The sequence below is a fragment of the Nodosilinea sp. E11 genome, assembly GCF_032813545.1.
In the GTDB taxonomy this organism is placed as follows: domain Bacteria; phylum Cyanobacteriota; class Cyanobacteriia; order Phormidesmidales; family Phormidesmidaceae; genus Nodosilinea.
Genome location: NZ_CP136520.1, coordinates 2,867,428 through 2,890,107, shown reverse-complemented (window position 1 = coordinate 2,890,107; position 22,680 = coordinate 2,867,428). Strand labels below are relative to the sequence as shown.

Below are 22,680 nucleotides of genomic sequence, written 5' to 3'. Positions count from 1 at the left end.
AAACCTGGTTTTACTCTACGGCTATTTTCTAGCCAATATCGGCGGTTGCGATACAGATAGCTAGACTCAACGCTAGCCTACTTCCAGGCGCGGTTTTCCAGGTCGCGCACCTGACGCTCTAGGCGATCGAGTCGACCGCGCAGCTCATCCATTTCAGCCTGTCGGGGCACGCCTAGGTCTTGTAAAGTATTGCGAAACAGCCGCTGAAACTGATCTTCGAGCGCCCCGTTGCCCTCATTGAGTTGGGTCATGACCTCATCCACCAGGGTTCTCGCCTGCTCGGGGTTAAACTTACCCTCGCGCACCCACTCTTCGGCCACTACCTTGACCCGCTCTGCCACCAGGGAGGTAGTGCCCACGCCAATCATCAGTAGCTGGCGCAAAAGGTTGTTAGTATCCATTTAAATCTCCTTGTTATAAGCGGGGCTGGGCCGGGCAAGTTATCCGTTGTACATAGAAACTTCAACGCCATTAACGGCTTGTCAGCCACCCGTCTATTCTGTCAGAAATTACCAAATTGCCGGGTATAGAAAGCCGTACTGAACCTGACGGATGCCCAGTCAGGATCCAGAATTGCTGAACAGAAAAATCTGTGGAAATAGAACTAGAGAAACTCCATTGTGGAACCCCACCCCACGCCTTCGCTGGGGCAGGTTCTGTACGGGAATGACGGACTGGCTAGCTGTTAATTGCCCAATCTCAACTCTACGATCGCGACCTAGCTCTTTAAGTACGCCAAAACCGTGGCTCAACTCTAGGTTGGCGCAGCGGCTGCCTTCAGCTACTAGTCAGCTCCTCAACCTTCGCCTTCACCGCCTGAATATCTTGCCACATCAACCATTTGGGGCTGCCCTTGTCGCGCGACGGGTTGCGCAGCAGGTAGGCTGGGTGAAAGATGGGCATGCACAGTCGGCCTTCCCACTCCATCCACTGGCCGCGCACCTTGCTGATGCCCGACTTCACCCCCAGCAACGCCTTGAGGGCTGTTGCCCCAGTAAGTAAAATAATTTTTGGATCCACCAAGCGAATCTGCTCAAGTAGGTAACCTTTGCAGGCGGTCACTTCGGCGGTGGTCGGCACCCGGTTTTCAGGCGGGCGGCACTTTACAATGTTGCAAATGTAAACATCTTTTTCCGTGTCAAAGCGCACCGAGGCCAAAATTTTCTCTAGCAGCTGACCCGATTTGCCCACGAAGGGCAGGCCCTGTTCATCCTCTTGCTGGCCGGGGCCTTCGCCGATGATCAGCACAGGGGCGGTGGGGCTGCCTCGGCTGACGACGACGTGGGTGCGAGTTTCCGCTAGCCCGCAGCGCACGCATCCCCGGCAGTGGGTACCCAGGTCGGCCAAATTGTCGTAGGTACCGGGCACAATGGGAATTGACGCGTCGGTGGGTATGGCGTCAAAATTGGCTGCACTGGGGCTGGTTGCCCCTGCGGAAATATCAGTAGCACCAGGGGCACCGCTGCCAGCAGTAAACAGGCTAAATTGCTCGTCGGCCATGGGTTCTTGGGGGCAACATTATCCTCTCGGCATTTATTGTAAAGGGTCTCGGCTTGCCGTGCTGGGTTGGCGGCTGGAGTCGGCGTTGTATAGTAGAAAGCTAGTCTAATTATGTTTGTGTCTAGGAGTCTCACCCTTGACTTTCTCCGCTGAAGATTTTGCCAAAGCCCTTGAGGCCCACGACTACGACTTTCAGGTGGGCAGCACCGTGCGGGGTACCGTGATTTCCTTTGCCAATGACGGGGCGACCATCGACATTGGCGGCAAGTCATCAGCCTTTTTGCCCATTCGCGAAGCGGCGGTGCGGGCAGTGTCGTCCTTTGATGGAATTTTAGAACCCGGCGTTGAGTACTCGTTTCAGGTGATTCGCGACCAGGATGCCGACGGTCAGGTGCTGCTGTCGATTCGCAAGCTGCAATTACAACAGCTGTGGCAAAAGCTGGCCCAGCAGGCCGAAGAAAGTGCGGTGATGGAGGTCAAGGTCACTGGCTTTAACAAGGGTGGCGTGACGGTCGATGTAGAAGGGCTGCGCGGGTTTGTGCCGCGATCGCACCTAGGCCGCACCTACGAAAATCTAGAAGATGCCGTGGGCCAGCGCCTCACCGTGGGCTTTTTAGAGGTCAACCCCGCCGCTAATAAACTGGTGATGTCGGCTCGCCTCGCGGCTCGTAGCCAGGTGATGAGCACCCTAGGGCTGGGCCAGCTCATTGAGGGTACGGTGGGTAGCCTTAAACCCTTTGGTGCGTTTGTCGAATTTGACGGCATTAGCGGGCTGCTGCACATCAAGCAGATCAGCAAAAACTATGTTGAGTCGCTACCCACGGTGCTGAAGGTGGGGCAGTCGATCAAAGCGGTGGTGGTGGGTCTAGACCCAGAGCGCAACCGAATTTCGCTCTCGACTAAGGTGCTTGAGAAATATCCCGGCGAGGTGATCAAAGAGCCCGAGGTCGTGTTTGCCGATGCCGAAAATCGCCTGGGTGATGTCAGCCGTATGCTCAACGACAGCGAGGCCTAAGCGCTATGGGCACCGTGTGGGAACTCGATTTTTACTCCCGGCCTGTGCTGGATGAAAACCAAAAAAAACTGTGGGAAGTGTTGTTGTGTGAGGGGCTAGTCGATAGCCAGACCGACAATACCCAGACCTTTCGCTACAGCAAGTTTTTGCCCAGCAGCGATGTCAACTCCATTGCGCTCAAAGCGGCAATCGATGAAGCGATCGCCGAGGCCGGTGCCCCCCCCGGTCGTATTCGCTACTTTCGCTATCAAATGCAGAATATGATTCAGCGGGCCTGCGATGAGGCGGGCATTCCGGCTCGGCCTAGCCGTCGTACTCTGGCGCTGCAGCAGTGGCTGAGCGATCGCAACCAAACCGTCTACCCTGCAATGGAGGGCTACACCGATGTGCCTTCTCCCTCGGTAGCGGCACCGCCTCCTAGCCCCCAGCTCCTACCCGATGCTCTGCTGGGTCAGCAGTGGGCCTTTGTTACGCTAGAGGCTGCCGCCTTTGCCGATTTGCCTGAGTGGGAAATTGGCTTTGGCGAAACGTTTTCCCTAGATCTGGCTACCGTGTCCCCCGACACTCCGATCCCCGGCTTGCTGATTTTTTCTCCCCGATCCACCGCTCTGGCGGCTTGGATGTCGGGGTTAGAACTGGCCTACTGGCGCATTGAGTCCGGCAAAAATCCTGCGATCGTCCTCGAAACTGGGGCCTCTGATAGCTGGATTTTGGCTGGATTACCCAACCCCAACCTTCTGGCTGAGGCTTTGGCCTTTGAGGCCGCTAAGGCCAAAGCCAATCAGGTCCATTTCATCGGTGTCCAAGACAGTCCTGAAAGTGAATCCTTCGCGGGCTTCTGGCTCTTGCAGCAGCTCAATTTTGGGTAACTCAGTGGTTTTTGGGAGGGGGAATTCTCGCTACTCAGATCCCCGGTTTCTTCAAGAAACCGGGGATCTGGTTCTCCCCCATTGGAGCGACTAGTGATGCCAGATTTTAAGCAATCAGCGTTTTTCTCTGCCATTGCTAAGTGGCCCCACTGGCGCAATCTGGGGATCTACACGCTGCTGCTAGCGATCGCCTTTGTGATGGTCTTTCCATTACTCTGGCTGCTCAGCACCTCCTTTAAGGGGCCAACCGAGAATCTGCTGGCTACCCCACCCCAACTGTTACCCCAGCAGCCTACCCTGGCCAACTACCGCCAGGTGTGGCAGACCAACCCCTTTGGCCAATATTTTCTCAATAGCACCATCGTGGCGGTGTTGACGGTGGCGGCCAATTTGCTGCTGTGCTCGCTGGCGGCTTATCCCTTGGCGCGGTTGGTGTTTGTGGGCCGCGATACCACCCTGGCCCTGATTGTGGCCACAATCATGATTCCGTTCCAGGTGGTGATGATACCGCTGTACATTTTGGCGGTTAACTTGGGCCTGCGAAACACTTACCTGGGGCTGGTGCTGCCCTACCTGGCTTCTGCCTTTGGCATTTTTTTGATGCGCCAGGCGTTTCAAGGGGTGCCTAAAGAACTGGAAGAAGCGGCTCGTATGGATGGCTGCTCTGATTTGGGTATTTGGTGGAATGTGATGCTGCCCGCCACCCGTCCAGCCCTGGTGACCTTGGGCATTTTTGTGTTTATTGGCACTTGGGGAGAATTTCTCTGGCCGCTGATTTTGCTCGATCGCCCCGAGCGCTACACCTTACCCCTGGGAGTAGCCCGGTTGGCAGGCAGTTTCTCCCTCGATTGGCGGCTAATTGCGGCGGGGTCAATTTTGTCGGTGCTGCCTGCGATCGCAGTCTTTATTCTGCTTCAACGCTACATTGTGCCGACGGAGACGGGAAGTGGGGTGAAGGGGTAGAGGGGTGGGGGGAGCGTGTAGTTGTTATACTACTGGTGAGTAATAAAATGAACTCTTAACCTTTTCTTGCCGCCTGGTCTACATCTATGGCTTCTTCATCTACGGTTGAGCAATCGCTGCCCATGGGGAGCGATCGACAGTCCGTTCACCTCTCTCCCGAGACCCTACAGCTGGTGGCCGATTTCTTTAAGGTGCTGTCTGAGTCGAGCCGGTTGCAGATTGTCTGTGCCCTGAAGACGGGGCAAAAAAATGTCACCGAGATCATTGAGGCGACCGGGCTGGGCCAGGCCAATGTGTCTAAGCATTTGAAAATTTTGGCCCAGGCAGGCATTGTCAGTCGCCAGCAGCAGGGGGTCTGCGTCTACTACCAGATTGCCAGCAGCTTTGTGTTTGATCTGTGCGAACTGGTGTGCGACTCGCTGCTGGCGCAGATTCAGCAGCAGTCTGAGAAAATGTCTAACCTGGGGGCTTTTCGCCAAGTTTAGCCATTGCCAAAAGTTGACTAGTCGGTCAATTTGGCGAAACTCTATGGGGTGAAAAAGTCGGCCATATCCCCTTGATGCCGCCATCTGAACTGGGGTTAGTCAGGTAGGATCTGCTATCACCCCCTATGGGCTACGAGGAAATAGCGATCGCACGTTTACCCTGCACGAGCATCAACTTAAGGCTAAAAAAACGCCACTTTTCAGCGAGTTAAGCGCTAAGTCACCAGAGTGCTTATAATCCGTAATGCTGAAAAAGTAGATAAAAGCAGGAATTTTCAATGATTTTTTCCCGTCTATCCGCTGCCAAACTGTCTATGGGTGCCTGGAGCCGCCTAGGTGCCGCTACTATCCTTTGCCTGATCGGTGCCGTGGGCTGTACCACCCCAGTCGAAGTGCTCGACCCCAACGCTCCCCCCGCCACTGAAACCCCTGACACCGAGGAGCCGGGAGCCACGATTGATGTTTTCTTTGGCGATGTGGAAAGCCCCGCTGGCGGCACCGTCAAAGAGCTACGCCTGCCCGGCCCCGAAGCCGCTGCCATGGTAGCCTGTGACCAAGAAGGCTTTGTACCCTTCGCCTACAGCGACACGGGCATGGATTGGGTCGGCTGTCAGGTGCCTAACCCCGGCGATGCCGTCGGCCCCGAGTCGGCGCTAACTGAGCCTGAACTGTCCGACGTGCCCAGCCCCGTCGGCGGTACCGTGTCGATGATCACCCTCCCTGGCCCCCAGAGCGCCATTTCGGTGGTCTGTGATCAGGGCACCCCCTTTGTCTACGAAGACCAGGGCACCTGGATTGGCTGCCAGGGTAGCTAGGGGTAGCCATGTAACGCTCTTCAATGACTCTAAGCAGAGGAAAGTTTTTGTGGATTTGTAATAGACGCACCTGGGAACAGATTCATGAGCCCTGTGAGCGTCTGAAATCCTTGTTCCAACTTGGGGATCGGAAAAATCTTTAGCCAAGGTTTCAACAGATTTGAACTCACCCAGGGCAACAGAATCAGGCGTAAGTTATTGAGCCAGTTCTTCCATCCATTCCCTGCGCCCCAGGCTGAATGATGGGTAAACGACAAGACTACACCTGAATCATCTTGTTCCGGTGGGATAGTTCCCTTAGGTCGCATCGGTGGTGTGTGTAACGTGACCATCAAATAAGCGCTCATGACAATCTCCCACCACTTTTCAATCGAGGTATAGTCGGTCACTCGAAAGTCAGCCCATCCGAGTTCGTTTTTGCTTTGCTTAAAGCCATATTCCACCCAGTTTCTCAGGCCATAAAGGTCTCCGACCTGTTTGTAAGACAGACCCTTAACCCAAGTCATAACCATCCAGGTTGAAGCCGACGGTAAAACGTCTCTGTCAGTCGTTAGTTGCCAGTAGCGCTGAGCGCGGCGTTTGCCATAAACGATCTCTCGAATAAAACGAGTTTCGCGTTTACCATCACTGAACTGCCGGTCATACTCGCGCCAGCGATTGGTCCTGACCCGTTGCTCCTTGGGCAATAGCACAGCATGGTTGGAGCGAATCGCAAGCACGTAGGGGAGTTCTAATTGATGCAGTGTCCTAACGAAACTACTCCCGCTTTCCCCATAGGCACTATCGGCAAGAACTAACTCAAACTTAAAGCCCAATTGACAGAGGTCTTGAACCATCGCTGCGGCGATGGCAGGTTTGGTGCGATGACACTCTCCCGCTTTTAATCGCTCTTTTGGCTTATAGATCTCAAAAGTCAAGGGAAAAGTGATGTTGTCAAGGACACCATAGGCATCAACTGAGACAATGCCGTTCTCTACTTTGCCCAAGTTGCCGATGTACTGCCGTTTAACATAGTCCGTGACATGTCCCTTCTTACGGTCTCCGGTTTCGTCAATCACTAGGACTAGCTTGCGGCCCGCCACGAGGGCAAGAATCAACTCAATGCGTCGCTGTCTCAGGTCTCTTGCCTGCCAGGGAGAGTTGACCAAGAACTGCTGCAATGATTGGGCATTGGGTAGGCCTGCAACCTTCGCAATAGTAGGTAGCGATTTCCGCTTTGCTTCCGAAATCATCCCCGCATGCAGATGCTTAAATGCTTCAAAGCTTCTTACTTCGACAAATAAGTCACGGTAACTTTCGCAATATTCGTCTACAAACCTCACAGTCGGTCTGGCCATACGGGGCGCTGTCATCACGTCTGCCTAGCTCTCAGCCCTTTTACCCTAAATTATCTACCGCCAGAGTCATTGAAGAGCGGTAAGGCGAGACAGCGTTCTGCTACAGAATTGAGCTAGGAGCCAGGAGCCGGTCATGGCGGCACTCCTGGCTCCTTTGGCATTGGCGGCTAGCCTAACTGTCGATGCCGAATCAGGTAGCTAAACGCCTCCCCCTGCTCTGGGGTAATCAAAATTCCTGACTCTGGTATCGCTATTAACTGGCTCCAGGTCATCTGTTCCGCATAGTTCAACACATGCAGGGTGTGGATGGTGGAGCGCACCCCATCGGGCGAGCCTATCACCAGATGGCGCAATCGTTCGCGCCCGGGCGAGGAGATAGGAGAGGCCAGTTGCAGCGGGTTCAGATCCCTGGGTTCTTCAAGAACCCAGGGATCTTGGCGGGTAAAACACAACATAGTTCAGGGATTCCTTACTAACGATGGGTAGGAATCCCAAAAACTTGGCCGCCCCAGACATGTGCAGTTCGGGGCGGCCAGGTAAAATCAACCTTAGCCTCCGAGACTGGCTAGGACAGTCGACGGGGTTAGCCGCTGGTTGGTGTTGGTAGCACCTTCCAGTGGCGTTAGACCAAATTTTTGGGAAGCTCAGACTGCACGCACACAGCCATAGCTCAGTAAAGTACTCTATTCAGACTTCCAAATCAAGTCAAATTCGCTACAGAGCCTAGAGCACCAATTCAGTCTTTGCTTCATATAATCCTGCCAGGATGCTTCCTCTGCGGAAGCACCCTAGCGGTTTGGGGGCAGATTCTTTTACCAGCGATATAGTTGTAGAAACTGCGCCCACGGGCCTGAAAGCTATGGTGTTGGACATTCTTGCTGCGATCGGGTTGAAGGAAACAGGCAAGTACGTCGCTAAAGATGTGTTGCTGCCCCTGCTGCAAGGCAGTCTGGAAGATTATGCCAAAGATTTTTTTAAGGGCTGCATTGCGGATGCAGCGGGTTTAGCCAGCCAAGCGCCTGTGCAGAAAGCGCTTGGCGAAGCGCTAAAGGCGTTTGTGGAACTGGTGGAGGAAGAGCTAAAGTTTCAGGGCTGCTCTGGGGCGGAGATTCGCGACTTTTATGAGATTCCGCTGCGGGAGTTCATGAAAGATAAGGACGTGAAGGCGACCTTGGGCAAAGCTTTTGAGCCGGATTGCCGCGCCATTGATGCCGAGATGCTGGCGCTGCGGTGGGACACACTAGAGTTGCGACCTTTGCCGGAGGAGTTTGACTGGCCACAAATTGGCAAGCAGTACGTGCGGGCGGTAAAGGGCATTTTGCGCAGTTCGGATGAACTGCGGGACTTGCTGAAGCTGCACAACCAGGAGGCGATGCGCCAGGGCATTGAAGAACTGGTAGGGATTCCGCCGGATTTTGACTTGCAGAAGTATCAGGAGACCCTGCGGGAGCAGTACGGCAACCTGAAGCTGGAGTCGCTGGACACCTCTGCCTATGCCTACAACGACCTGAAGCTATGGCGCATGTTCATTCCCCAGGATGTGCGGACGTGCCAGGAGTTTAACCCCAAGGTGTACGAGATTCCTAAGGAAAAGCTGAAGGAACTCCAGCAGCGGGGCGAACTGGATGCCGAAGCGCTGGAAGCAGCGCAAATTGAAGCCTATCGCCAGACCTATGTAGAGCAGCCCATTCAAAATGTGCTGGAGGTGGTGGGGCGCACGGCAGGGGTGGGGCAGCGGAGCCGCCCAGTGGCAGACTGTGCCGTGGTGCTAGGCGATCCGGGGTCGGGGAAATCGACGTTGTTGCAGTATGTGGCATTGCAGTGGGCCGAACAGCCGATTCGCGACCTCAAGGAGCTGACCCAGCGACCGCTGCCGCTGCTGATTGAGCTGCGAAAGTATGCGCGCGATCGCAACGACCAGAAATGCAGCAGCATGGTGGAGTATCTGCACCAGGGGGATATTGCCTGTCGGCTGAACCAGCAGCGGCTTCATGAGGTGCTGCTGGCGGGGGATGCCATTGCCCTGTTTGACGGCATTGATGAGGTGTTTGACCCCAACCTGCGGGATGTGGTGGTGACGGATATTCACCGCTTTACCAACGACTACCCCCCGGTGCAGGTGGTGGTGACCTCGCGGTGGCTGGGGTACAAGGCGCAGACCCTGCGAGATGCCGGGTTTCAGCACTACATGCTGCAAGACCTGACGGATGAGCAGATTGCCGAGTTTATTGCGCGGTGGCACGACCAGACGTTTCCGGAAGGGGCGGATAAGGTGCGGAAGCGGGAGCGGCTGCACAAGGCGATTCGAGAGTCGAAGGCGATTCGGGAGCTGGCGGGGAACCCGCTGCTGCTGACGATGATGGCGATTTTGAACCGCAACCAGGAGCTACCGAGGGATAGACCGGAGCTGTATAACCAGGCGTCGCGGGTGCTGCTGCACCAGTGGGATGTGGAGCGAAATTTGATTGAACAAAAGCTTGACCCGGTGACGATTGACTATCGCGATAAGCAGGCGATGCTGCGAAAGGTGGCGTATCACATGCAGTCGGGCGAAGCGGGGCTGGCGGGAAACATCATTAGTGCTCAAGATTTAGAAGCGATTTTGACGGACTATTTGAAAGCTATTGATGTGGATCAACCTCGCGATGTGGCGCGACGGATGATTCAGCAGCTACGAACACGGAACTTCATTTTGTGCTATTTGGGTGCCGACAATTACGCCTTTGTACATCGCACGTTTCTAGAGTTCTTTGCGGCCTGGGCCTTTGTTTGGGAGTTCAAGGAAACCCAAACGATTACGTTTGAGAAATTGCGCGATCAGACCTTTGGAGCCCACTGGCAGGAAGAAAGCTGGCAAGAGGTCTTGCGCCTGATTGCAGGAATGATTGAAGCAAAATTTGTTGGTAGCCTAACTACGTTACTGCTCGATCAAAAAGTTGATAAGGTAGCTTTTTCTAATGGTGGTTCCCTTGAAAGAGAGGGGTTGAGCAACTTACTGTTAGCAGCAAACTGTCTTTCAGAAGTCCGCAATCGCAAAGAGCTGACCACTCAAGCCGACCAGCTTTTTCAACGGCTTAAAGCTGAGGTCGAAGACCAGTATCCCTATAATCTAGATCGAAATGCTTCGGATGCTGTTGTCGGAGCCGCTGTCAGTGCGTGGCGAGAGCATATCAATTTGCTCCCGCTTCTCAAAAGCTGGATTCGAGTTAACCCAGACTCATACATTCCAGAGGCGGTGGTTGCCGCGATCGCCCAGAATTGGTTCACTGCATCAGATACCCTGCCCTGGCTCAAAACCCGTGCCCAAAGTGATGAGAATTACGCTGTGCGGATGGCGGCGGTGCAGGAGTTAGCCAAGGGCTTCAAAGACGACCCCGAGACGTTGCTCATTCTCAAAACCCGTGCCCAAAGTGATGAGAATTACGATGTGCGGATGGCGGCGGTGCAGGAGTTAGCCAAGGGCTTCAAAGACGACCCCGAGACGTTGCCCTGGCTCAAAACCCGTGCCCAAAGTGATGAGAATTACGCTGTGCGGAGGGCGGCGGTGCAGGAGTTAGCCAAGGGCTTCAAAGACGACCCCGAGACGTTGCCCTGGCTCAAAACCCGTGCCCAAAGTGATGAGAATTACGCTGTGCGGAGGGCGGCGGTGCAGGAGTTAGCCAAGGGCTTCAAAGACGACCCCGAGACGTTGCCCTGGCTCAAAACCCGTGCCCAAAGTGATGAGAATTACGCTGTGCGGAGGGCGGCGGTGCAGGAGTTAGCCAAGGGCTTCAAAGACGACCCCGAGACGTTGCCCATTCTCAAAACCCGTGCCCAAAGTGATGAGAATTACGCTGTGCGGATGGCGGCGGTGCAGGAGTTAGCCAAGGGCTTCAAAGACGACCCCGAGACGTTGCTCATTCTCAAAACCCGTGCCCAAAGTGATGAGAATTACGCTGTGCGGAGGGCGGCGGTGCAGGAGTTAGCCAAGGGCTTCAAAGACGACCCCGAGACGTTGCCCTGGCTCAAAACCCGTGCCCAAAGTGATGAGAATTACGCTGTGCGGAGGGCGGCGGTGCAGGAGTTAGCCAAGGGCTTCAACGACGACCCCGAGACGTTGCTCATTCTCAAAACCCGTGCCCAAAGTGATGAAGATAACGCTGTGCGGATGGCGGCGGTGCAGGAGTTAGCCAAGGGCTTCAAAGACGACCTAAACTTATTTGAGCTTTGGTGCGATCGCGCGCTCAACGATCCTTTTGAACGCGAGTATGAATGGGATGATAACCCTCGCCAAACCGCCCTCAACGTGCTGGTACAGCAACATCCCGGCCATCCCAAAACTCTAGAACTGCTGCAAGACCGCGCTCAAAACGACAACGACGTGCAGCTCAGAGAATGGGCGGCGGAGCAGTTAGAGAAATTGAAAATGCAAAATTAAAAATTCAGAATGAGGGTTGGGGTGCATTAGCGCTAGCGTGACGCCACTAACGAAATCAGTAAGGAGCAAAATTGATGGCAAAACTTATACTCGACGATCTCGATCCCCAAATGCTAGAAAGCCTCAAAATGAGAGCAGCTAAACACAATCGTTCTGTAGAGAGCGAGTTAAAGGCCATCTTGCAAGACGTCATCACCGCAGAAGCAGCAACCCAAGCCCAAAAAATGGCGACTTTCCGCGCAGAGGTCACCCAAATGCGCCAGTCACTACCACATCAAAATTACACAGATAGCGCAGTCATGGTACGAGAGGACAGGGATCAGTGAAACGGTATGTCGTTGACGTTTGTATTGCCGTCAAGATGCCTTCTCTCTAGCCAATCAAACCGAGCGCAGCATTTATGACTGCTTTTATCTTCAACTAGCGATCCAGGAAAACCGTCAAATGGTGACCTCAGACGAAAAGTTATACAACGCTTTGAAAGATACAAGCTGGTCTAAGTACCTGTGCTGGATAGAGGACTTAGCAGAACTTGAGGAGGAATAGCGAATGGTAAGCGTCTCTAGGACTACGCTGGCTGAACGGAGTCGTTTGTCCTTTGGACAGGCTGCGCCAACGTGAAACGTCTCCCGAAGGGAGAAAGCCAAGATCGTCCCGGCATCAGGGGTCAGGTGCCTTTTAGAGCAGGACAGTTATCTATCGCAGCATCAAAGGCACCTGACCCCTTTGACGAAATCTCTCATCGCCAATTGTTGTCGCGCAGGCTGGCAATGTCTAGCCTGGTAATCGGCTAGGTCGTAGTGAAGGCCGATGCTACGATCGTACAGCAGCTCTTGAAAGGCCATTTGATTCATCCCAGCGAGTTGGCTGGCCGTGCCAAGGGTAATTAGCTCTTGCCGAAAGAGCGCTACGGCAACCTCTTGTAACCAATCAACCTGAGAGAAGGTGTGGCTTGCGGCTAGGCTATCAGGAATATCTAGGGTGATTTTCATGGTTTAGATTTTGCTCACAGGTCACCGTGAGCAAGCTCGAATCCTATCCATATTGTGGCACGTGGCCAAACATCTCCTACCTCAAGGTTCAGGGGTCAGGTGCCTTTTTAAGCCATGACAGTTATCTATCGCAGCATCAAAGGCACCTGACCCCTTAGAAGGAGCCTCCACAAACCGCCGGTACGCCTCCGCCGAGCCTACCTGCTTTAGCACACACTCCATCTGCGGCAGCGTGCCCCGCCGCAACCCCACATAGTCGCAATAGCTCGAAAACTCCCACTCCTGCGGGTGCTGCACCAAACACGCCCTCATCGGGTTCAGGTGAATATAACGAGTTAGATGCAGTAAATAGGCATCGCTATCGACATGAATAGTTTGAAACCTACCTTGAAATAGCGATCCGCAGCGACCATAGCGACGATTCATCGCGTTGGTGTACGACATTGTAAATCGCTGCATCGCCTTCGATAGCCCGACTTCGCGCAGGTAAATTAGCACATGGTAGTGGTTGGGCATTAGGCAGTAGGCCACAACATGCACCGTTTCTTCAGCGACAAAGTAACGAAACTGTTTGAGAAAATAGAGGTAGTTCTCTCGCTCGAAAAAAATATTCTGGCGATTGTTGCCTCGGTTATAGAGATGGTAGTACTCCCCTGGCACCAGGTCGCGCTGAGGTCGAGGCATGACTCTACATTTTGAATATCATGGCCTAGAGTTCCCCGACTTCAGGGGTCAGGTGCCTTGCATCAAGGGGTCAGGTGCCTTGCATCAAGGGGTCAGGTGCCTTTGATGCTGCGATAGATAACTGTCATGGCCTAAAAGGCACCTGACCCCTTAGACGACCTACGCTCCCACCGCCTCCTTCGCCGCGTACAGCACCTCGGCGGTGATGCTGGCGACGCCCTGGTCGCGGGCAAACTTCTCGGTGTTGCGTTTTACCTTGCCGCGCACAAAGCCGGGGATTTTTTGCAGCTCGGCCAGGCCGTCGGCGCTCCAGCCTAGGCCGGCCTCGGTGGCGGCATCGGCACTCATGGTCTTGGTGAGAATTTCTTTGGTGTCGTGGCCGCCAAAGAACTCCAGCAGGTGGTCTTCCATGCCCAGGGTAAAGGAGTTGTATACCAGGTCAACGATCTGGTTGGCTCCTTCGTAGCCCATAAACGGGCGGTAGCCCACCGGGAAGTTTTGGATGTGAATGGGCGCGGCGATCACGCCGCAGGGGATATCCAGCCGCTTGCCCACGTGGCGCTCCATCTGGGTGCCAAAGATGGCGGCGGGTTCGAGCTGGGCGATGCGATCGCCAATTTCCCCGTTATCTTCACTGACCAAAATCTCGTCGCAGTATTCGCCTACCTCGGCGGCAAACCACTCGGCGTCGTACTTGCAGTAGGTGCCCGCCAGCACCACGTGAATGCCCATTTCGCGGGCGAGAATCTTGACCATGGCGGCGGCGTGGGTGGTGTCGCCAAACACCACGGCCTTTTTGCCGGTCAGGTTCTGACAGTCGATCGAGCGTGAGAACCAGGCCGCCTGCGACACAAATCGGGTCTGCTCGTCGATAAAGGCGTCGTAATTCACATCGGCCCCCTGCTCATTCAGCACCGTCTGGATGGCGCGAATGCAGCGGGCGGTTTCGACAATGCCCATGGGGGTGATATCGACGTAGGGCATCCCCAATTCGTCTTTCAGGTATTCCGCCGTCAGGGGGCCGACCTCGCGGTAGGGCACCAGGTTAAACCAGGCGCGGCCCATGTCTTTGATTTGCGTGACCAATGCGCCCTCGGGCATCACCAGGTTCACCTCAATGCCGAGCTGGGCCATCAGGGTACGCAGCTCGCGGCAGTCATGGTTGTTGTGAAAGCCCAGGGTGGTGAGGCCAATGATATTCACCGAGGGCTTTTCGGTTTTGCCTTCGGGCAGGGTGCCCTGCTTGCGGGCCTTGTCAGTGTAAAACTGCACGATCTGCTGAAGGGTGCGATCGGCAGCTTGCAGCTCGTTCACTCGGTAGTGGTTGACATCGGCCAGCAGCACGTCGCCCTGAGAATCGAGGCTAGCCCGTTGCACGAAGTTGGCCAGATCCTCTTGCAGAATGCTGGAGGTGCAGGTGGGGGTGAGCACGATCAGGTCGGGGTGCTCTTCTTGGTCTTTGCGGACAATATTGTCGACCACCTTTTCTTGGGAGCCGCGCGCCAAAACGTTGCGATCGACAATGCTGGCGGTCACAGGCGTAAAGTCGCGCTCCCGCTCCAGCATCGATCGCATCACATTGAAATAGTCGTCCCCCAGCGGCGCGTGCATGATCGCGTGCACGTTCTTAAACGAGCTGGCGATGCGCAAAGTGCCAATGTGCGCCGGGCCGGCATACATCCAGTAGGCCAGTTTCATCGGGTGAGTCTCCTTGGTGGCGGTGGTCAGCGTGAGTTTGCCGAAACACCCTGGGCCGCGCAGCCATGGCAGACAGCTTTGATTGTCGCTAAGCCGGGGTAGAGTTGGGGGCCTCTGAGAGAATTCTTTACCTCACGCTACCGAGGGCTGGCGATGGTTAGGGTTGCTCTCAAATGGCTAGCTATCCACCGAAGGAAGCTAACCTAGGCGGCCTATATTTGCCCTTGGCTCATCAGCACTACCGACGATCGCGGCCCTACCGGGTAGCGATCGCTTTCAAATACCGGTGCTTCTTCTGGATAGCAAAAATCTCGCGGTGGAGCCACCGACGTATCAACAATGCGGTGCCAGCGTTGGTCAAAGACCGGCCCCCGATGGCCATCGCGTAGCCCTAGCCCTGGTAGCTCAAACATCAGGGGTTTCCAGTAGGCGTTGAGCATGACGTGAATTTGCTCCTTGGCGTCGGGGTGGCGTAGGGTAAAGGCCAGGGTGCGCGAGTGCTCAGACCAGTCGGGCTGGCCCAGGGTAGTGCCGTGCCAGACAATGTGGGGTTCGTAGTGCCAGGTGTTGGTCACCCGCAGCAGGTGCTCCAGGCGAAACACCTTGAGATTTTGGATAAAGTGAATTAGCCCCTGGGTAAAGCGCAGCAGCGACTGTTCTTTTTCGACGGCATCCCAGTTGAACCAGCTAATGTCGTTGTCTTGGCAATAGGCGTTGTTGTTACCGCGCTGGCTGCGGCGCACCTCGTCGCCCATGAGTAACATTGGGGTGCCCTGGGCCATAAACAACAGGGTGAGAAAATTTTTGGTCTGGCGATGGCGCAACTGCTCGACTGCAGGCGGGGCTTGGGGGCCTTCAACCCCGCAGTTCCAGCTATAGTTGGCATCGGTGCCGTCGCGGTTGAGTTCGCCGTTGGCCTCGTTGTACTTTTGGTTGTACGACACCAGATCTTGCAGGGTAAAGCCATCGTGGCAGGTGACAAAGTGAATGCTGCGGTTGGGTTCTCGGTTGGGCTTTTGGTAGATGTCGGGGCTGCCGAGTAGACGGGCCGCCAAGTCGGGCACCACACCTTCGTCGCCTTTGATAAACTGGCGCACGTGGTCGCGGTAGGGGCCATTCCATTCGGCAAAGCGATCGCCAATAAAGCTGCCCACCTGGTAGAGCCCTGCCGCATCCCAGGCTTCGGCGATGATCTTGGTACCTGCCAAAATCGGCTCTGACTCAATATTCCAAAGAATCGGTGGGTCTTCGAGGGGGTTGCCCATCATGTCGCGTGACATCACCGAGGCGAGGTCAAAGCGAAAGCCATCCACATGCATCTCCGACACCCAGTAACGCAGGCTGTCGAGAATCATGCGGCCAACCACCGCGTGGTTGGGCGACAGGGTATTGCCGCAGCCACTGTAGTTAGAGTAGTAAATTGGGTTGTCTTCGAGCAGGTAGTAGGTTTCGTTGTCGATGCCCTTAAAGCTCAGGGTGGGGCCTTCGTGGTTGCCCTCGGCGGAGTGGTTAAACACCACGTCGAGAATGACTTCAATGCCTGCCCGGTGAAGCGCCTTGACCATGTCGCGAAACTCGTTCACTGGCCCCATGGGGTCTTTGTTTGAGCTGTAGGCGCGATGGGGGGCGAAAAAGCCCAGGGTGCTGTAGCCCCAGTAGTTCTCTAAGCCGGGCATGGCATCTTGGCGATCGAACTGGTGAATGGGCAGCAGTTCAACGGCGGTGATCCCCAGTGCTTGCAGGTACGGAATTTTTTCGATCAGCCCCGCGTAGGTGCCCCGCTGCTCGTCGGGCAACCCTGAGGAGGGGTGGCGGGTAAAGCCGCCCACATGCATTTCGTAGATGACGCTGCTGGAGTAGGGGATGTTTAAGGGGCGATCGCCTTGCCAGTCGTAGTTGCGAGTATCAACTACAACCCCCTTGAGAGCAGTGGCGCAGTTGTCACCGGGGCCAATGGCTTGGCTGCGATCGTAGGTGTCGTCGCCGACAACCGCTCGGGCATAGGGGTCAAGCAGCACCTTGGTGGCATCGAACCGATGGCCGTGTGCAGGGTCAAAGGGGCCATGGACCCGGTAGGCGTAGATCTGCCCGCTTTTAAGCCCTGGCACAAACAAATGCCAGTAATAAAAGGTGCGGTTCCACTGGGGATCAAACGTCAGTACTCGACTGGGCTGAGTCAGATCATCCGCTTCAAATAGCAGCAGTTCAATGGCCGTGGCATGTTTGGAATAGAGACAGAAGTTGACCCCCACAGCGTAGACCGTAGCCCCTAGGGGGTAGCTCTGGCCAGGTAAAACTTTCGGACTCATAGTGGAACTCTACGGCCCCCATCGGCGGGTCTAAAACGATGACTAACCCTAGCATCTGAGGCGCTGAGGGGTTGGAGTTGCAATACTAAATTAAGAGTGTGGTGAATAACCACGCAGGATTTGGTATACGGGGAAAATGTCTGGAGACCATCACAAGACGTTGAACGGCAGCAGCGGCGAACCCTCGGGAGCAAGGCTGTGCCTGAAGCGGAATGCGTTTACAATTTAAGACACCGTTGTTCAGGCCGTTCAGGTTTTGCCCATGCCCTTAGCTGAGCCTAGCCCAGCCCTATCTATTAGCTACACGCGGCGATCGCTAAAGCGGGCCGAGCGGGCCTTTCGGTGCTCCCCCTTTCGGCTCGATCTGCTGGCCGATATGCGATCGCAGAGCATCTCCATTCGCCAGGTGTGTGGCCCAGCCGGGGTCAAAAGCCGCTATAGTCGCCGCCCTATGGCCGAGCTTAAAGCCGAAAATGAAATGATGTGGCTAATCGCCGTGGGCCTTTTACGCCGCGAAGTTGATGGGCAGGGGTTGACCGATAGCTTTCGCCTCACCCCCATGGGTCGTCAAGTCTTTGAGCATCTCTCACCGCTCAACTCGACCCAGTATCGTCCCACCCTAGGCGATCATCTCTATAATGCATGGTGCCGATGGATGCGATCGCCCAGCTGGTGGCAAGGCTAGGCTTGCTTCTATGCCAAGGCCAGTGAGAGATAGTAAACCTACAATTCTCTCCATAGACTTGGTATAGCATCGTCCTGATCAGTTGTGTTGTTCCTGAAGAATCTGCATAGGGTGTCGCTGCGAGCTGGGCCTTCGTCCTCAAGGACGAAATCTCAATTCATCTCCAGCCCTTCGCCCTACGGTTGACCTTATTCGACATTGGAGACGCTCCATGAGAGCCATCATGGTAGTGGGAACAGCCTCCCACGTGGGCAAATCACTGATTACCACGGCCCTCTGCCGCATTCTCAGCCGTCGTGGCTGGCGGGTCGCCCCCTTCAAGGGGCAAAACATGGCCCTCAACTCCTACGTCACCGCGACCGGTGGCGAAATGGGCTACGCCCAAGCCGTCCAGGCCTGGGCGGCTGGCGTGCCTCCCCAGGTTGAAATGAACCCCATCCTGCTCAAGCCCCAGGGTGATATGACTTCCCAGGTCATTCTCAAGGGCCGAGCCGTTGGGCGCACCACCGCCATGCAGTACTACGAAAATTTCTTTGACCAGGGTTGGCAGGCCATTCAAGACAGCCTCACCCGCCTGGGCCAAGACTACGACTTTATCGTCTGTGAAGGGGCTGGTAGCCCAGTCGAGGTCAATCTCAAGCATCGTGACCTCACCAACATGCGCGTGGCAAAACATCTCAATGCTCCGACGGTGCTGGTGGCTGACATCGATCGCGGCGGTGTATTTGCCCACATCATTGGCACCCTAGAGCTGATGGATCCCGACGAGCGAGCCTTAGTAAAAGGCATCATCATCAACAAGTTTCGCGGTCAGCGCGAGGTGCTAGAGCCGGGGCTGGCGTGGATTAAAGAACGCACCGGCATCCCTGTGATTGGCGTAGTGCCATGGATTGAAAACGCCCTGCCCGCAGAAGACTCCCTCAGTCTGCTCGATCGCACCCCTGGCAGCAAAAAACAGGCCGACATCACCATCGCTGTCATTCGTCTACCGCGCATTTCCAACTTCACCGACTTTGATCCTTTAGAGGCCGAGCCCAACGTGCGGGTCGTCTATCTCAGCCCTAAAGAAAAGCTCGGCTACCCCGACGCGGTGATTATCCCCGGCACCAAGACCACCATTGCCGACCTGCTGATCTTGCAGCGCACCGGCATGGCCGAAGAAATTCAGAACTATGTGGCGGCTGGGGGCACGGTCATGGGTGTCTGCGGCGGCTTTCAGATGATGGGCCAATTTCTGGCCGATCCTGAAGGGATTGAGGGGCACGAGGGACGTTTCCCCGGCCTTGACCTGTTCCCCCTGCGCACGGTGATCACCCAGCAAAAAATTGCCCGCCAGCGCACTGTTAGCTCTCGTTTCCCCCAGGAGGGGCTGCCAGTGGCAGGCTACGAACTGCACCAGGGGCGCACCCAGCTGCTGCTCTCTGAGGGGAAAGACGAGAAGGGCACCCAGTTTGAGTTCTTGTTCGAAGACCGTAGCTTGGGGGTAGTTGATGCCAGCCAGTCGCTGTGGGGCACCTATCTGCACGGCGTCTTCGACAATGGCCCCTGGCGGCGGGCCTGGCTCAACCGCCTGCGCCAGCAGCGCGGTCTGGGGTCGCTGCCTACAGGCATTCCCAACTACCGCGAACAGCGCGAGGCGGTGCTCAACGAACTGACCGAAGCCGTAAGTGAACATTTGGATCTGACGCCACTGCTAGGGTAATCAAAACTGAGCATCCTACGCCTAACTCGATATCCCATGACTGCTACGTCACGCAAAACATCCCATCACCTCTGGCCTCTAGGTATCACCATTCCCCAGCGGGTGATTCCCTATCTGTTTTTGCTACCGGCTCTAGCGGCCTTGGGGATCTCGGTGTTTTGGCCGGCGCTGCGGGCCTTTTATCTGAGTTTCACTACCTTTGGGGTAGACCTGACGGCGGCCCCAACCTGGGTAGGCACTGCCAATCTGCGTCGGCTGATGGTCGATCCGATCTTTTGGCAGACAGTGCGCAATACCCTGGTGTACTTAGCGGGGGTGGTGCCCATTTTGACCTTTGCCCCGCTGGGGTTGGCAATTCTAGTCAACCGGAAGCTGCGGGGCATTCACTGGTTGCGCGTGGCCTACTACTCGCCCGTGGTGGTGTCGATGGTGGTGGCTGGCATTGCCTGGCGCTGGCTCTACGCCGAGACCGGTTTATTTAACCAGGTGCTGAAAAGTCTAGGGCTAACCGAGAGCGGCGTTCCGTGGCTGACCAGCCCAACCCTGGCACTGTTTAGCGTTATGGCGGTGACGGTGTGGAAGGGGCTGGGCTATTACATGGTGATCTACTTGGCGGGGCTTCAGGGCATTCCTCAAGACCTCTACGAGGCGGCGGCGCTCGACGGCTCCGACGGCTGGCGACGCCACTGGGATATTACCCTGCCCCTGATGCGACCCTACCTGGTTTTGGTGGGGGTGATTTCGGCGATCGCAGCGACCAAAGTCTTTGAAGAAGTCTATATCATGACCCAGGGAGGCCCGCGCCACAGCTCTAAAACCGTGGTCTACTACATCTATGAGCAGGCCTTTCAAAAGCTCGAAATTAGCTACGCCTGCACCCTTGGGCTGGCGTTATTTTTGGTGATTTTGGCGCTGTCTGCTCTGCGGCTAGCCGTCAACAACAGCACCCAACCCCTGGTCTAATGCCCTGCAGCCTAGGCCGACAACGGTTCTTAAACCCTCGCACCTGAAATCCTGAGTTAGGGTTATCCAACTTCTGCCGACCAGTACTAAGCTACTTGAACCGGCTGAACCATCGCCAAACTATTGACCTGTACATCTTGGACTTCAACGTGGGTGGCCCCTTCGGTGTGTAGAGCCAAATTGACCAGCTGATCTAACAGGTGAAGGCTATCTACCCGACCGCTGAGAATAACCGTTGATCCGCGCTGCTTGACGGTGATTTGTCGGACAGCGGCGCGTCCGGCATGGCTACAAAAGTTTGCCTGAATACGTTTGGCTAGCCCGTAGTAATCGTACTCGCCACTCAAGCCGACCCGCTCTGGGGGAATGGCTGACAACTCAGCTACGGCCTGACTGATGTAGTGGGCTTGAGGGTAGCAAACCCCGCGAATAGTATGGCCTGTTGCCACTAACGATTGCACGACTTTAGCCATCTGAGCCTTACCCCTTCTGTCTCTAGGACAAAACCACCATCTGTAGCTAGAACCCGATCTAAATTGCCTCAAAGGCAAAGTTTCTATAAAGCTCAGCGGTAGGTGCATAGTCTTAGTACCCCCAGTCTGCATGCTTGAGAGCCGCAAACTTGAAGATATTATAAAGTATCCTACGGGTTTTTCTAGAAGAATACGTATCTTTTGCAACCGTTGCCAAGCTTTATCGATTTAAATCTGTGAGTACAGAGGTCGCTGATCTATAAAGATTTGACAAAGTTTTTTGACTTTACCTACTGCCAAAAAGTTCCTAGCTTGGGCAAGGGAGAGCAATCCTTCTCCTAGCGCCTTCCTGCCACGACGCTGGGCAGTAGCTTAAGGGGCTGGGGCTGATTGACGTGACTCTGCCCCTGGCAAGCTACTCAATCTCTAATTGCCTTGGGTCAACAGAGCTACGGCGTAGGCCGCTATGCCCTCCTGACGGCCTACTGGGCCGAGGGTTTCGTTGGTGGTGGCCTTAACCCCTACCTGGTCGGGAGCCAGCCCCAGGGTGTTGGCTAAGTGCGATCGCATCGCTTCAATGTGGGGTTTTAGCTTGGGTTGCTCGGCCACTATGACGGTATCCAGGTTGCTAACCTGCCAGCCTCGCTCTCCCACCATGGCACTCACCTGGGCCAGTAGTTTGAGGCTGTCGGCCCCCGCCCACTGGGGATCGCCCGGCGGAAAATAGAGGCCAATATCACCTAAGCTCAGTGCTCCCAACAGGGCATCCATAATGGCGTGGGTAAGCACATCGGCATCGCTGTGGCCATCGAGCCCCAGGTGGTGGGGAATGGTGACGCCGCCGAGAATTAGCGATCGCCCCTCCACCAGCCGATGAATATCGTAGCCATTGCCGATTCGAATGCCTGTCATGGTGCCCCTTTACTCCTGTGGTTTACTAGCTTTCAAGACCCTATAGAACGGTGCATCGCTGCGCGGATGCACCCTACGGCTGCCCATCCATCCCTCTACTCACCCACGTCCCCAGATTCCCCCACCCATCGCTCGTAGAGATCGGGCCGCCGCTGGCGCGTGCGCTCGACCTGCTGTTGCCGCCGCCACTGGGCGATCGCCTCGTGGTTGCCCGATCGCAGCACCTCGGGTACTTCCCAGCCGCGAAAGTCGGCGGGGCGGGTGTATTGGGGGTAATCGAGCAGCGGCGTTTCAAAGCTCTCGTAGCGCAGGGAGTCGGTTTTGCCCACGGTGCCGGGCAGCAGCCGCACCACGCCGTTAATCAGCGTCAGCGCCGGAATTTCGCCGCAGGTGAGCACAAAGTCGCCTAGGGACACTTCTCGAGTGAGTAAATGGCTGACCCGCTCGTCTACCCCTTCGTAATGGCCGCAGATCAGCACCAGCTGATTGCAGCTCGCCAGTTCCTTAAATAAACCCTGAGTCATGGTTTCTCCTTGGGGGGTGAGGAGAATGACTTCGCGCCGGGGCAGTACCGGCAACGATTCGACCGCAGCAAAGATCGGGTCAGGTTTCATTAACATACCGACCCCGCCACCGTAGGGTTCGTCATCGACCCGGCGGTGCTTATCCGTTGTAAAGTCCCGTGGATTGGTAAGATGAATTTCTGCAATTTGGCGCGCCAGGGCTTTACCAATCAACCCTGACTCTAGGGGAGATTGAAAAAAGTCTGGGAACAGGCTGACAACATCTACTCTCAGATGGGAAGCCCCGTGGATGCCAGTTGTCATAGCCTAGACTGCTGAGGCCTAAAGACCTGATGGG

The 22,680-nt window shown here is 55.6% G+C and carries 21 protein-coding genes; 10 read left to right on the top strand and 11 right to left on the bottom strand.

Annotated elements, in window-relative coordinates; all coding sequences use genetic code 11:
- Positions 1-77 precede the first annotated feature (77 nt).
- Together RRF56_RS15055 and RRF56_RS15050 are read right to left on the bottom strand one after the other, a co-directional pair.
- Positions 78-401: a phasin family protein gene (locus RRF56_RS15055; RefSeq protein WP_317033986.1), complete on the bottom strand. Its 324-nt coding sequence runs from the start codon at positions 399-401 to the stop codon at positions 78-80.
- 376 nt (positions 402-777) lie between these two features.
- Entirely contained in the window at positions 778-1,500 is a 723-nt protein-coding gene (locus tag RRF56_RS15050) for a uracil-DNA glycosylase (protein ID WP_317033985.1), read from the bottom strand.
- Positions 1,501-1,636: 136 nt separating this feature from the next.
- Here RRF56_RS15050 and RRF56_RS15045 point away from each other — a divergent pair, with 136 nt between their 5' ends.
- The 5 genes from RRF56_RS15045 (at position 1,637) to RRF56_RS15025 (ending at position 5,647) form a co-directional block, all read left to right on the top strand.
- The gene (locus RRF56_RS15045) at positions 1,637-2,515 is read left to right on the top strand and encodes a S1 RNA-binding domain-containing protein (RefSeq protein WP_317033984.1); all 879 of its coding nucleotides are present in this window, start codon (positions 1,637-1,639) and stop codon (positions 2,513-2,515) included.
- 5 nt (positions 2,516-2,520) lie between these two features.
- Positions 2,521-3,384 (top strand): Tab2/Atab2 family RNA-binding protein, encoded by an 864-nt coding sequence (locus RRF56_RS15040; protein ID WP_317033983.1) that lies wholly within the window; start codon positions 2,521-2,523, stop codon positions 3,382-3,384.
- Positions 3,385-3,480: 96 nt separating this feature from the next.
- Entirely contained in the window at positions 3,481-4,347 is an 867-nt protein-coding gene (locus RRF56_RS15035; protein WP_317033982.1) for a carbohydrate ABC transporter permease, read from the top strand.
- A gap of 86 nt (positions 4,348-4,433) precedes the next feature.
- Entirely contained in the window at positions 4,434-4,832 is a 399-nt protein-coding gene (locus tag RRF56_RS15030; RefSeq protein ID WP_317033981.1) for a metalloregulator ArsR/SmtB family transcription factor, read from the top strand.
- A gap of 278 nt (positions 4,833-5,110) precedes the next feature.
- Positions 5,111-5,647 carry a hypothetical protein gene (locus tag RRF56_RS15025; protein ID WP_317033980.1) on the top strand — a complete coding sequence of 179 codons (537 nt, stop codon included), beginning with the start codon at positions 5,111-5,113 and terminating at the stop codon, positions 5,645-5,647.
- A gap of 29 nt (positions 5,648-5,676) precedes the next feature.
- Here the strand turns inward: RRF56_RS15025 and RRF56_RS15020 are convergent, their stop codons facing one another.
- On the bottom strand, positions 5,677-6,999 hold the full coding sequence (locus tag RRF56_RS15020) for an IS701 family transposase (RefSeq protein WP_317033674.1): 1,323 nt from the start codon (positions 6,997-6,999) through the stop codon (positions 5,677-5,679).
- 152 nt (positions 7,000-7,151) lie between these two features.
- The gene (locus RRF56_RS15015) at positions 7,152-7,439 is read right to left on the bottom strand and encodes a hypothetical protein (RefSeq protein WP_317033979.1); all 288 of its coding nucleotides are present in this window, start codon (positions 7,437-7,439) and stop codon (positions 7,152-7,154) included.
- A gap of 404 nt (positions 7,440-7,843) precedes the next feature.
- Between RRF56_RS15015 and RRF56_RS15010 the strand changes: the two genes are divergently transcribed.
- Together RRF56_RS15010 and RRF56_RS15005 are read left to right on the top strand one after the other, a co-directional pair.
- Positions 7,844-11,401: a HEAT repeat domain-containing protein gene (locus tag RRF56_RS15010; protein ID WP_317033978.1), complete on the top strand. Its 3,558-nt coding sequence runs from the start codon at positions 7,844-7,846 to the stop codon at positions 11,399-11,401.
- A 74-nt stretch (positions 11,402-11,475) separates the two neighbouring features.
- Complete coding sequence (locus RRF56_RS15005) at positions 11,476-11,727, top strand: FitA-like ribbon-helix-helix domain-containing protein (protein ID WP_317033977.1); 252 nt, start codon at positions 11,476-11,478, stop codon at positions 11,725-11,727.
- Positions 11,728-12,108: 381 nt separating this feature from the next.
- Here the strand turns inward: RRF56_RS15005 and RRF56_RS15000 are convergent, their stop codons facing one another.
- From RRF56_RS15000 to glgX, 4 genes are all read right to left on the bottom strand, one after another.
- Positions 12,109-12,393, bottom strand: a complete 285-nt coding sequence (locus tag RRF56_RS15000) for a UPF0175 family protein (protein WP_317033976.1) — start codon at positions 12,391-12,393, stop codon at positions 12,109-12,111.
- Between the two features lie 81 nt (positions 12,394-12,474).
- A complete protein-coding gene (locus RRF56_RS14995) occupies positions 12,475-13,077 on the bottom strand; it encodes an REP-associated tyrosine transposase (RefSeq protein ID WP_317033975.1) in 603 nt (200 codons plus the stop codon).
- A gap of 159 nt (positions 13,078-13,236) precedes the next feature.
- Complete coding sequence (bchB, locus tag RRF56_RS14990; protein ID WP_317033974.1) at positions 13,237-14,775, bottom strand: ferredoxin:protochlorophyllide reductase (ATP-dependent) subunit B; 1,539 nt, start codon at positions 14,773-14,775, stop codon at positions 13,237-13,239.
- Between the two features lie 212 nt (positions 14,776-14,987).
- Positions 14,988-17,084, bottom strand: coding sequence for a glycogen debranching protein GlgX (glgX, locus tag RRF56_RS14985; protein ID WP_317033973.1), 2,097 nt, complete (start codon positions 17,082-17,084; stop codon positions 14,988-14,990).
- 262 nt (positions 17,085-17,346) lie between these two features.
- Here glgX and RRF56_RS14980 point away from each other — a divergent pair, with 262 nt between their 5' ends.
- The 3 genes from RRF56_RS14980 to RRF56_RS14970 all read left to right on the top strand — a co-directional run bounded on the left by RRF56_RS14980 (position 17,347) and on the right by RRF56_RS14970 (position 20,434).
- On the top strand, positions 17,347-17,769 hold the full coding sequence (locus RRF56_RS14980) for an Npun_F0494 family protein (protein ID WP_317033972.1): 423 nt from the start codon (positions 17,347-17,349) through the stop codon (positions 17,767-17,769).
- A 211-nt stretch (positions 17,770-17,980) separates the two neighbouring features.
- Positions 17,981-19,471: a cobyric acid synthase CobQ gene (gene cobQ, locus RRF56_RS14975; RefSeq protein ID WP_317033971.1), complete on the top strand. Its 1,491-nt coding sequence runs from the start codon at positions 17,981-17,983 to the stop codon at positions 19,469-19,471.
- A 36-nt stretch (positions 19,472-19,507) separates the two neighbouring features.
- Entirely contained in the window at positions 19,508-20,434 is a 927-nt protein-coding gene (locus RRF56_RS14970; RefSeq protein WP_317033970.1) for a sugar ABC transporter permease, read from the top strand.
- Between the two features lie 86 nt (positions 20,435-20,520).
- Here RRF56_RS14970 and RRF56_RS14965 read toward each other — a convergent pair whose 3' ends face one another.
- The 3 genes from RRF56_RS14965 to trmD form a co-directional block, all read right to left on the bottom strand.
- Entirely contained in the window at positions 20,521-20,907 is a 387-nt protein-coding gene (locus RRF56_RS14965) for a hypothetical protein (protein ID WP_317033969.1), read from the bottom strand.
- 426 nt (positions 20,908-21,333) lie between these two features.
- Complete coding sequence (ispF, locus tag RRF56_RS14960; protein WP_317033968.1) at positions 21,334-21,819, bottom strand: 2-C-methyl-D-erythritol 2,4-cyclodiphosphate synthase; 486 nt, start codon at positions 21,817-21,819, stop codon at positions 21,334-21,336.
- A gap of 95 nt (positions 21,820-21,914) precedes the next feature.
- Positions 21,915-22,646 (bottom strand): tRNA (guanosine(37)-N1)-methyltransferase TrmD, encoded by a 732-nt coding sequence (trmD, locus tag RRF56_RS14955; RefSeq protein WP_317033967.1) that lies wholly within the window; start codon positions 22,644-22,646, stop codon positions 21,915-21,917.
- Between the last annotated feature and the right edge of the window lie 34 nt (positions 22,647-22,680).

What these genes read in the sequence shown, in the direction of transcription:
- RRF56_RS15055 (WP_317033986.1), bottom strand. Translation starts at nt 401, where the DNA reads ATGGATACTAACAACCTTTTGCGCCAGCTACTGATGATTGGCGTGGGC.
- RRF56_RS15050 (WP_317033985.1), bottom strand. Translation starts at nt 1,500, where the DNA reads ATGGCCGACGAGCAATTTAGCCTGTTTACTGCTGGCAGCGGTGCCCCT.
- RRF56_RS15040 (WP_317033983.1), top strand. Translation starts at nt 2,521, where the DNA reads ATGGGCACCGTGTGGGAACTCGATTTTTACTCCCGGCCTGTGCTGGAT.
- RRF56_RS15035 (WP_317033982.1), top strand. Translation starts at nt 3,481, where the DNA reads ATGCCAGATTTTAAGCAATCAGCGTTTTTCTCTGCCATTGCTAAGTGG.
- RRF56_RS15030 (WP_317033981.1), top strand. Translation starts at nt 4,434, where the DNA reads ATGGCTTCTTCATCTACGGTTGAGCAATCGCTGCCCATGGGGAGCGAT.
- RRF56_RS15025 (WP_317033980.1), top strand. Translation starts at nt 5,111, where the DNA reads ATGATTTTTTCCCGTCTATCCGCTGCCAAACTGTCTATGGGTGCCTGG.
- RRF56_RS15020 (WP_317033674.1), bottom strand. Translation starts at nt 6,999, where the DNA reads ATGACAGCGCCCCGTATGGCCAGACCGACTGTGAGGTTTGTAGACGAA.
- RRF56_RS15015 (WP_317033979.1), bottom strand. Translation starts at nt 7,439, where the DNA reads ATGTTGTGTTTTACCCGCCAAGATCCCTGGGTTCTTGAAGAACCCAGG.
- RRF56_RS15010 (WP_317033978.1), top strand. Translation starts at nt 7,844, where the DNA reads ATGGTGTTGGACATTCTTGCTGCGATCGGGTTGAAGGAAACAGGCAAG.
- RRF56_RS15005 (WP_317033977.1), top strand. Translation starts at nt 11,476, where the DNA reads ATGGCAAAACTTATACTCGACGATCTCGATCCCCAAATGCTAGAAAGC.
- RRF56_RS15000 (WP_317033976.1), bottom strand. Translation starts at nt 12,393, where the DNA reads ATGAAAATCACCCTAGATATTCCTGATAGCCTAGCCGCAAGCCACACC.
- RRF56_RS14995 (WP_317033975.1), bottom strand. Translation starts at nt 13,077, where the DNA reads ATGCCTCGACCTCAGCGCGACCTGGTGCCAGGGGAGTACTACCATCTC.
- bchB (WP_317033974.1), bottom strand. Translation starts at nt 14,775, where the DNA reads ATGAAACTGGCCTACTGGATGTATGCCGGCCCGGCGCACATTGGCACT.
- glgX (WP_317033973.1), bottom strand. Translation starts at nt 17,084, where the DNA reads ATGAGTCCGAAAGTTTTACCTGGCCAGAGCTACCCCCTAGGGGCTACG.
- RRF56_RS14980 (WP_317033972.1), top strand. Translation starts at nt 17,347, where the DNA reads ATGCCCTTAGCTGAGCCTAGCCCAGCCCTATCTATTAGCTACACGCGG.
- cobQ (WP_317033971.1), top strand. Translation starts at nt 17,981, where the DNA reads ATGAGAGCCATCATGGTAGTGGGAACAGCCTCCCACGTGGGCAAATCA.
- RRF56_RS14970 (WP_317033970.1), top strand. Translation starts at nt 19,508, where the DNA reads ATGACTGCTACGTCACGCAAAACATCCCATCACCTCTGGCCTCTAGGT.
- RRF56_RS14965 (WP_317033969.1), bottom strand. Translation starts at nt 20,907, where the DNA reads ATGGCTAAAGTCGTGCAATCGTTAGTGGCAACAGGCCATACTATTCGC.
- ispF (WP_317033968.1), bottom strand. Translation starts at nt 21,819, where the DNA reads ATGACAGGCATTCGAATCGGCAATGGCTACGATATTCATCGGCTGGTG.
- trmD (WP_317033967.1), bottom strand. Translation starts at nt 22,646, where the DNA reads ATGACAACTGGCATCCACGGGGCTTCCCATCTGAGAGTAGATGTTGTC.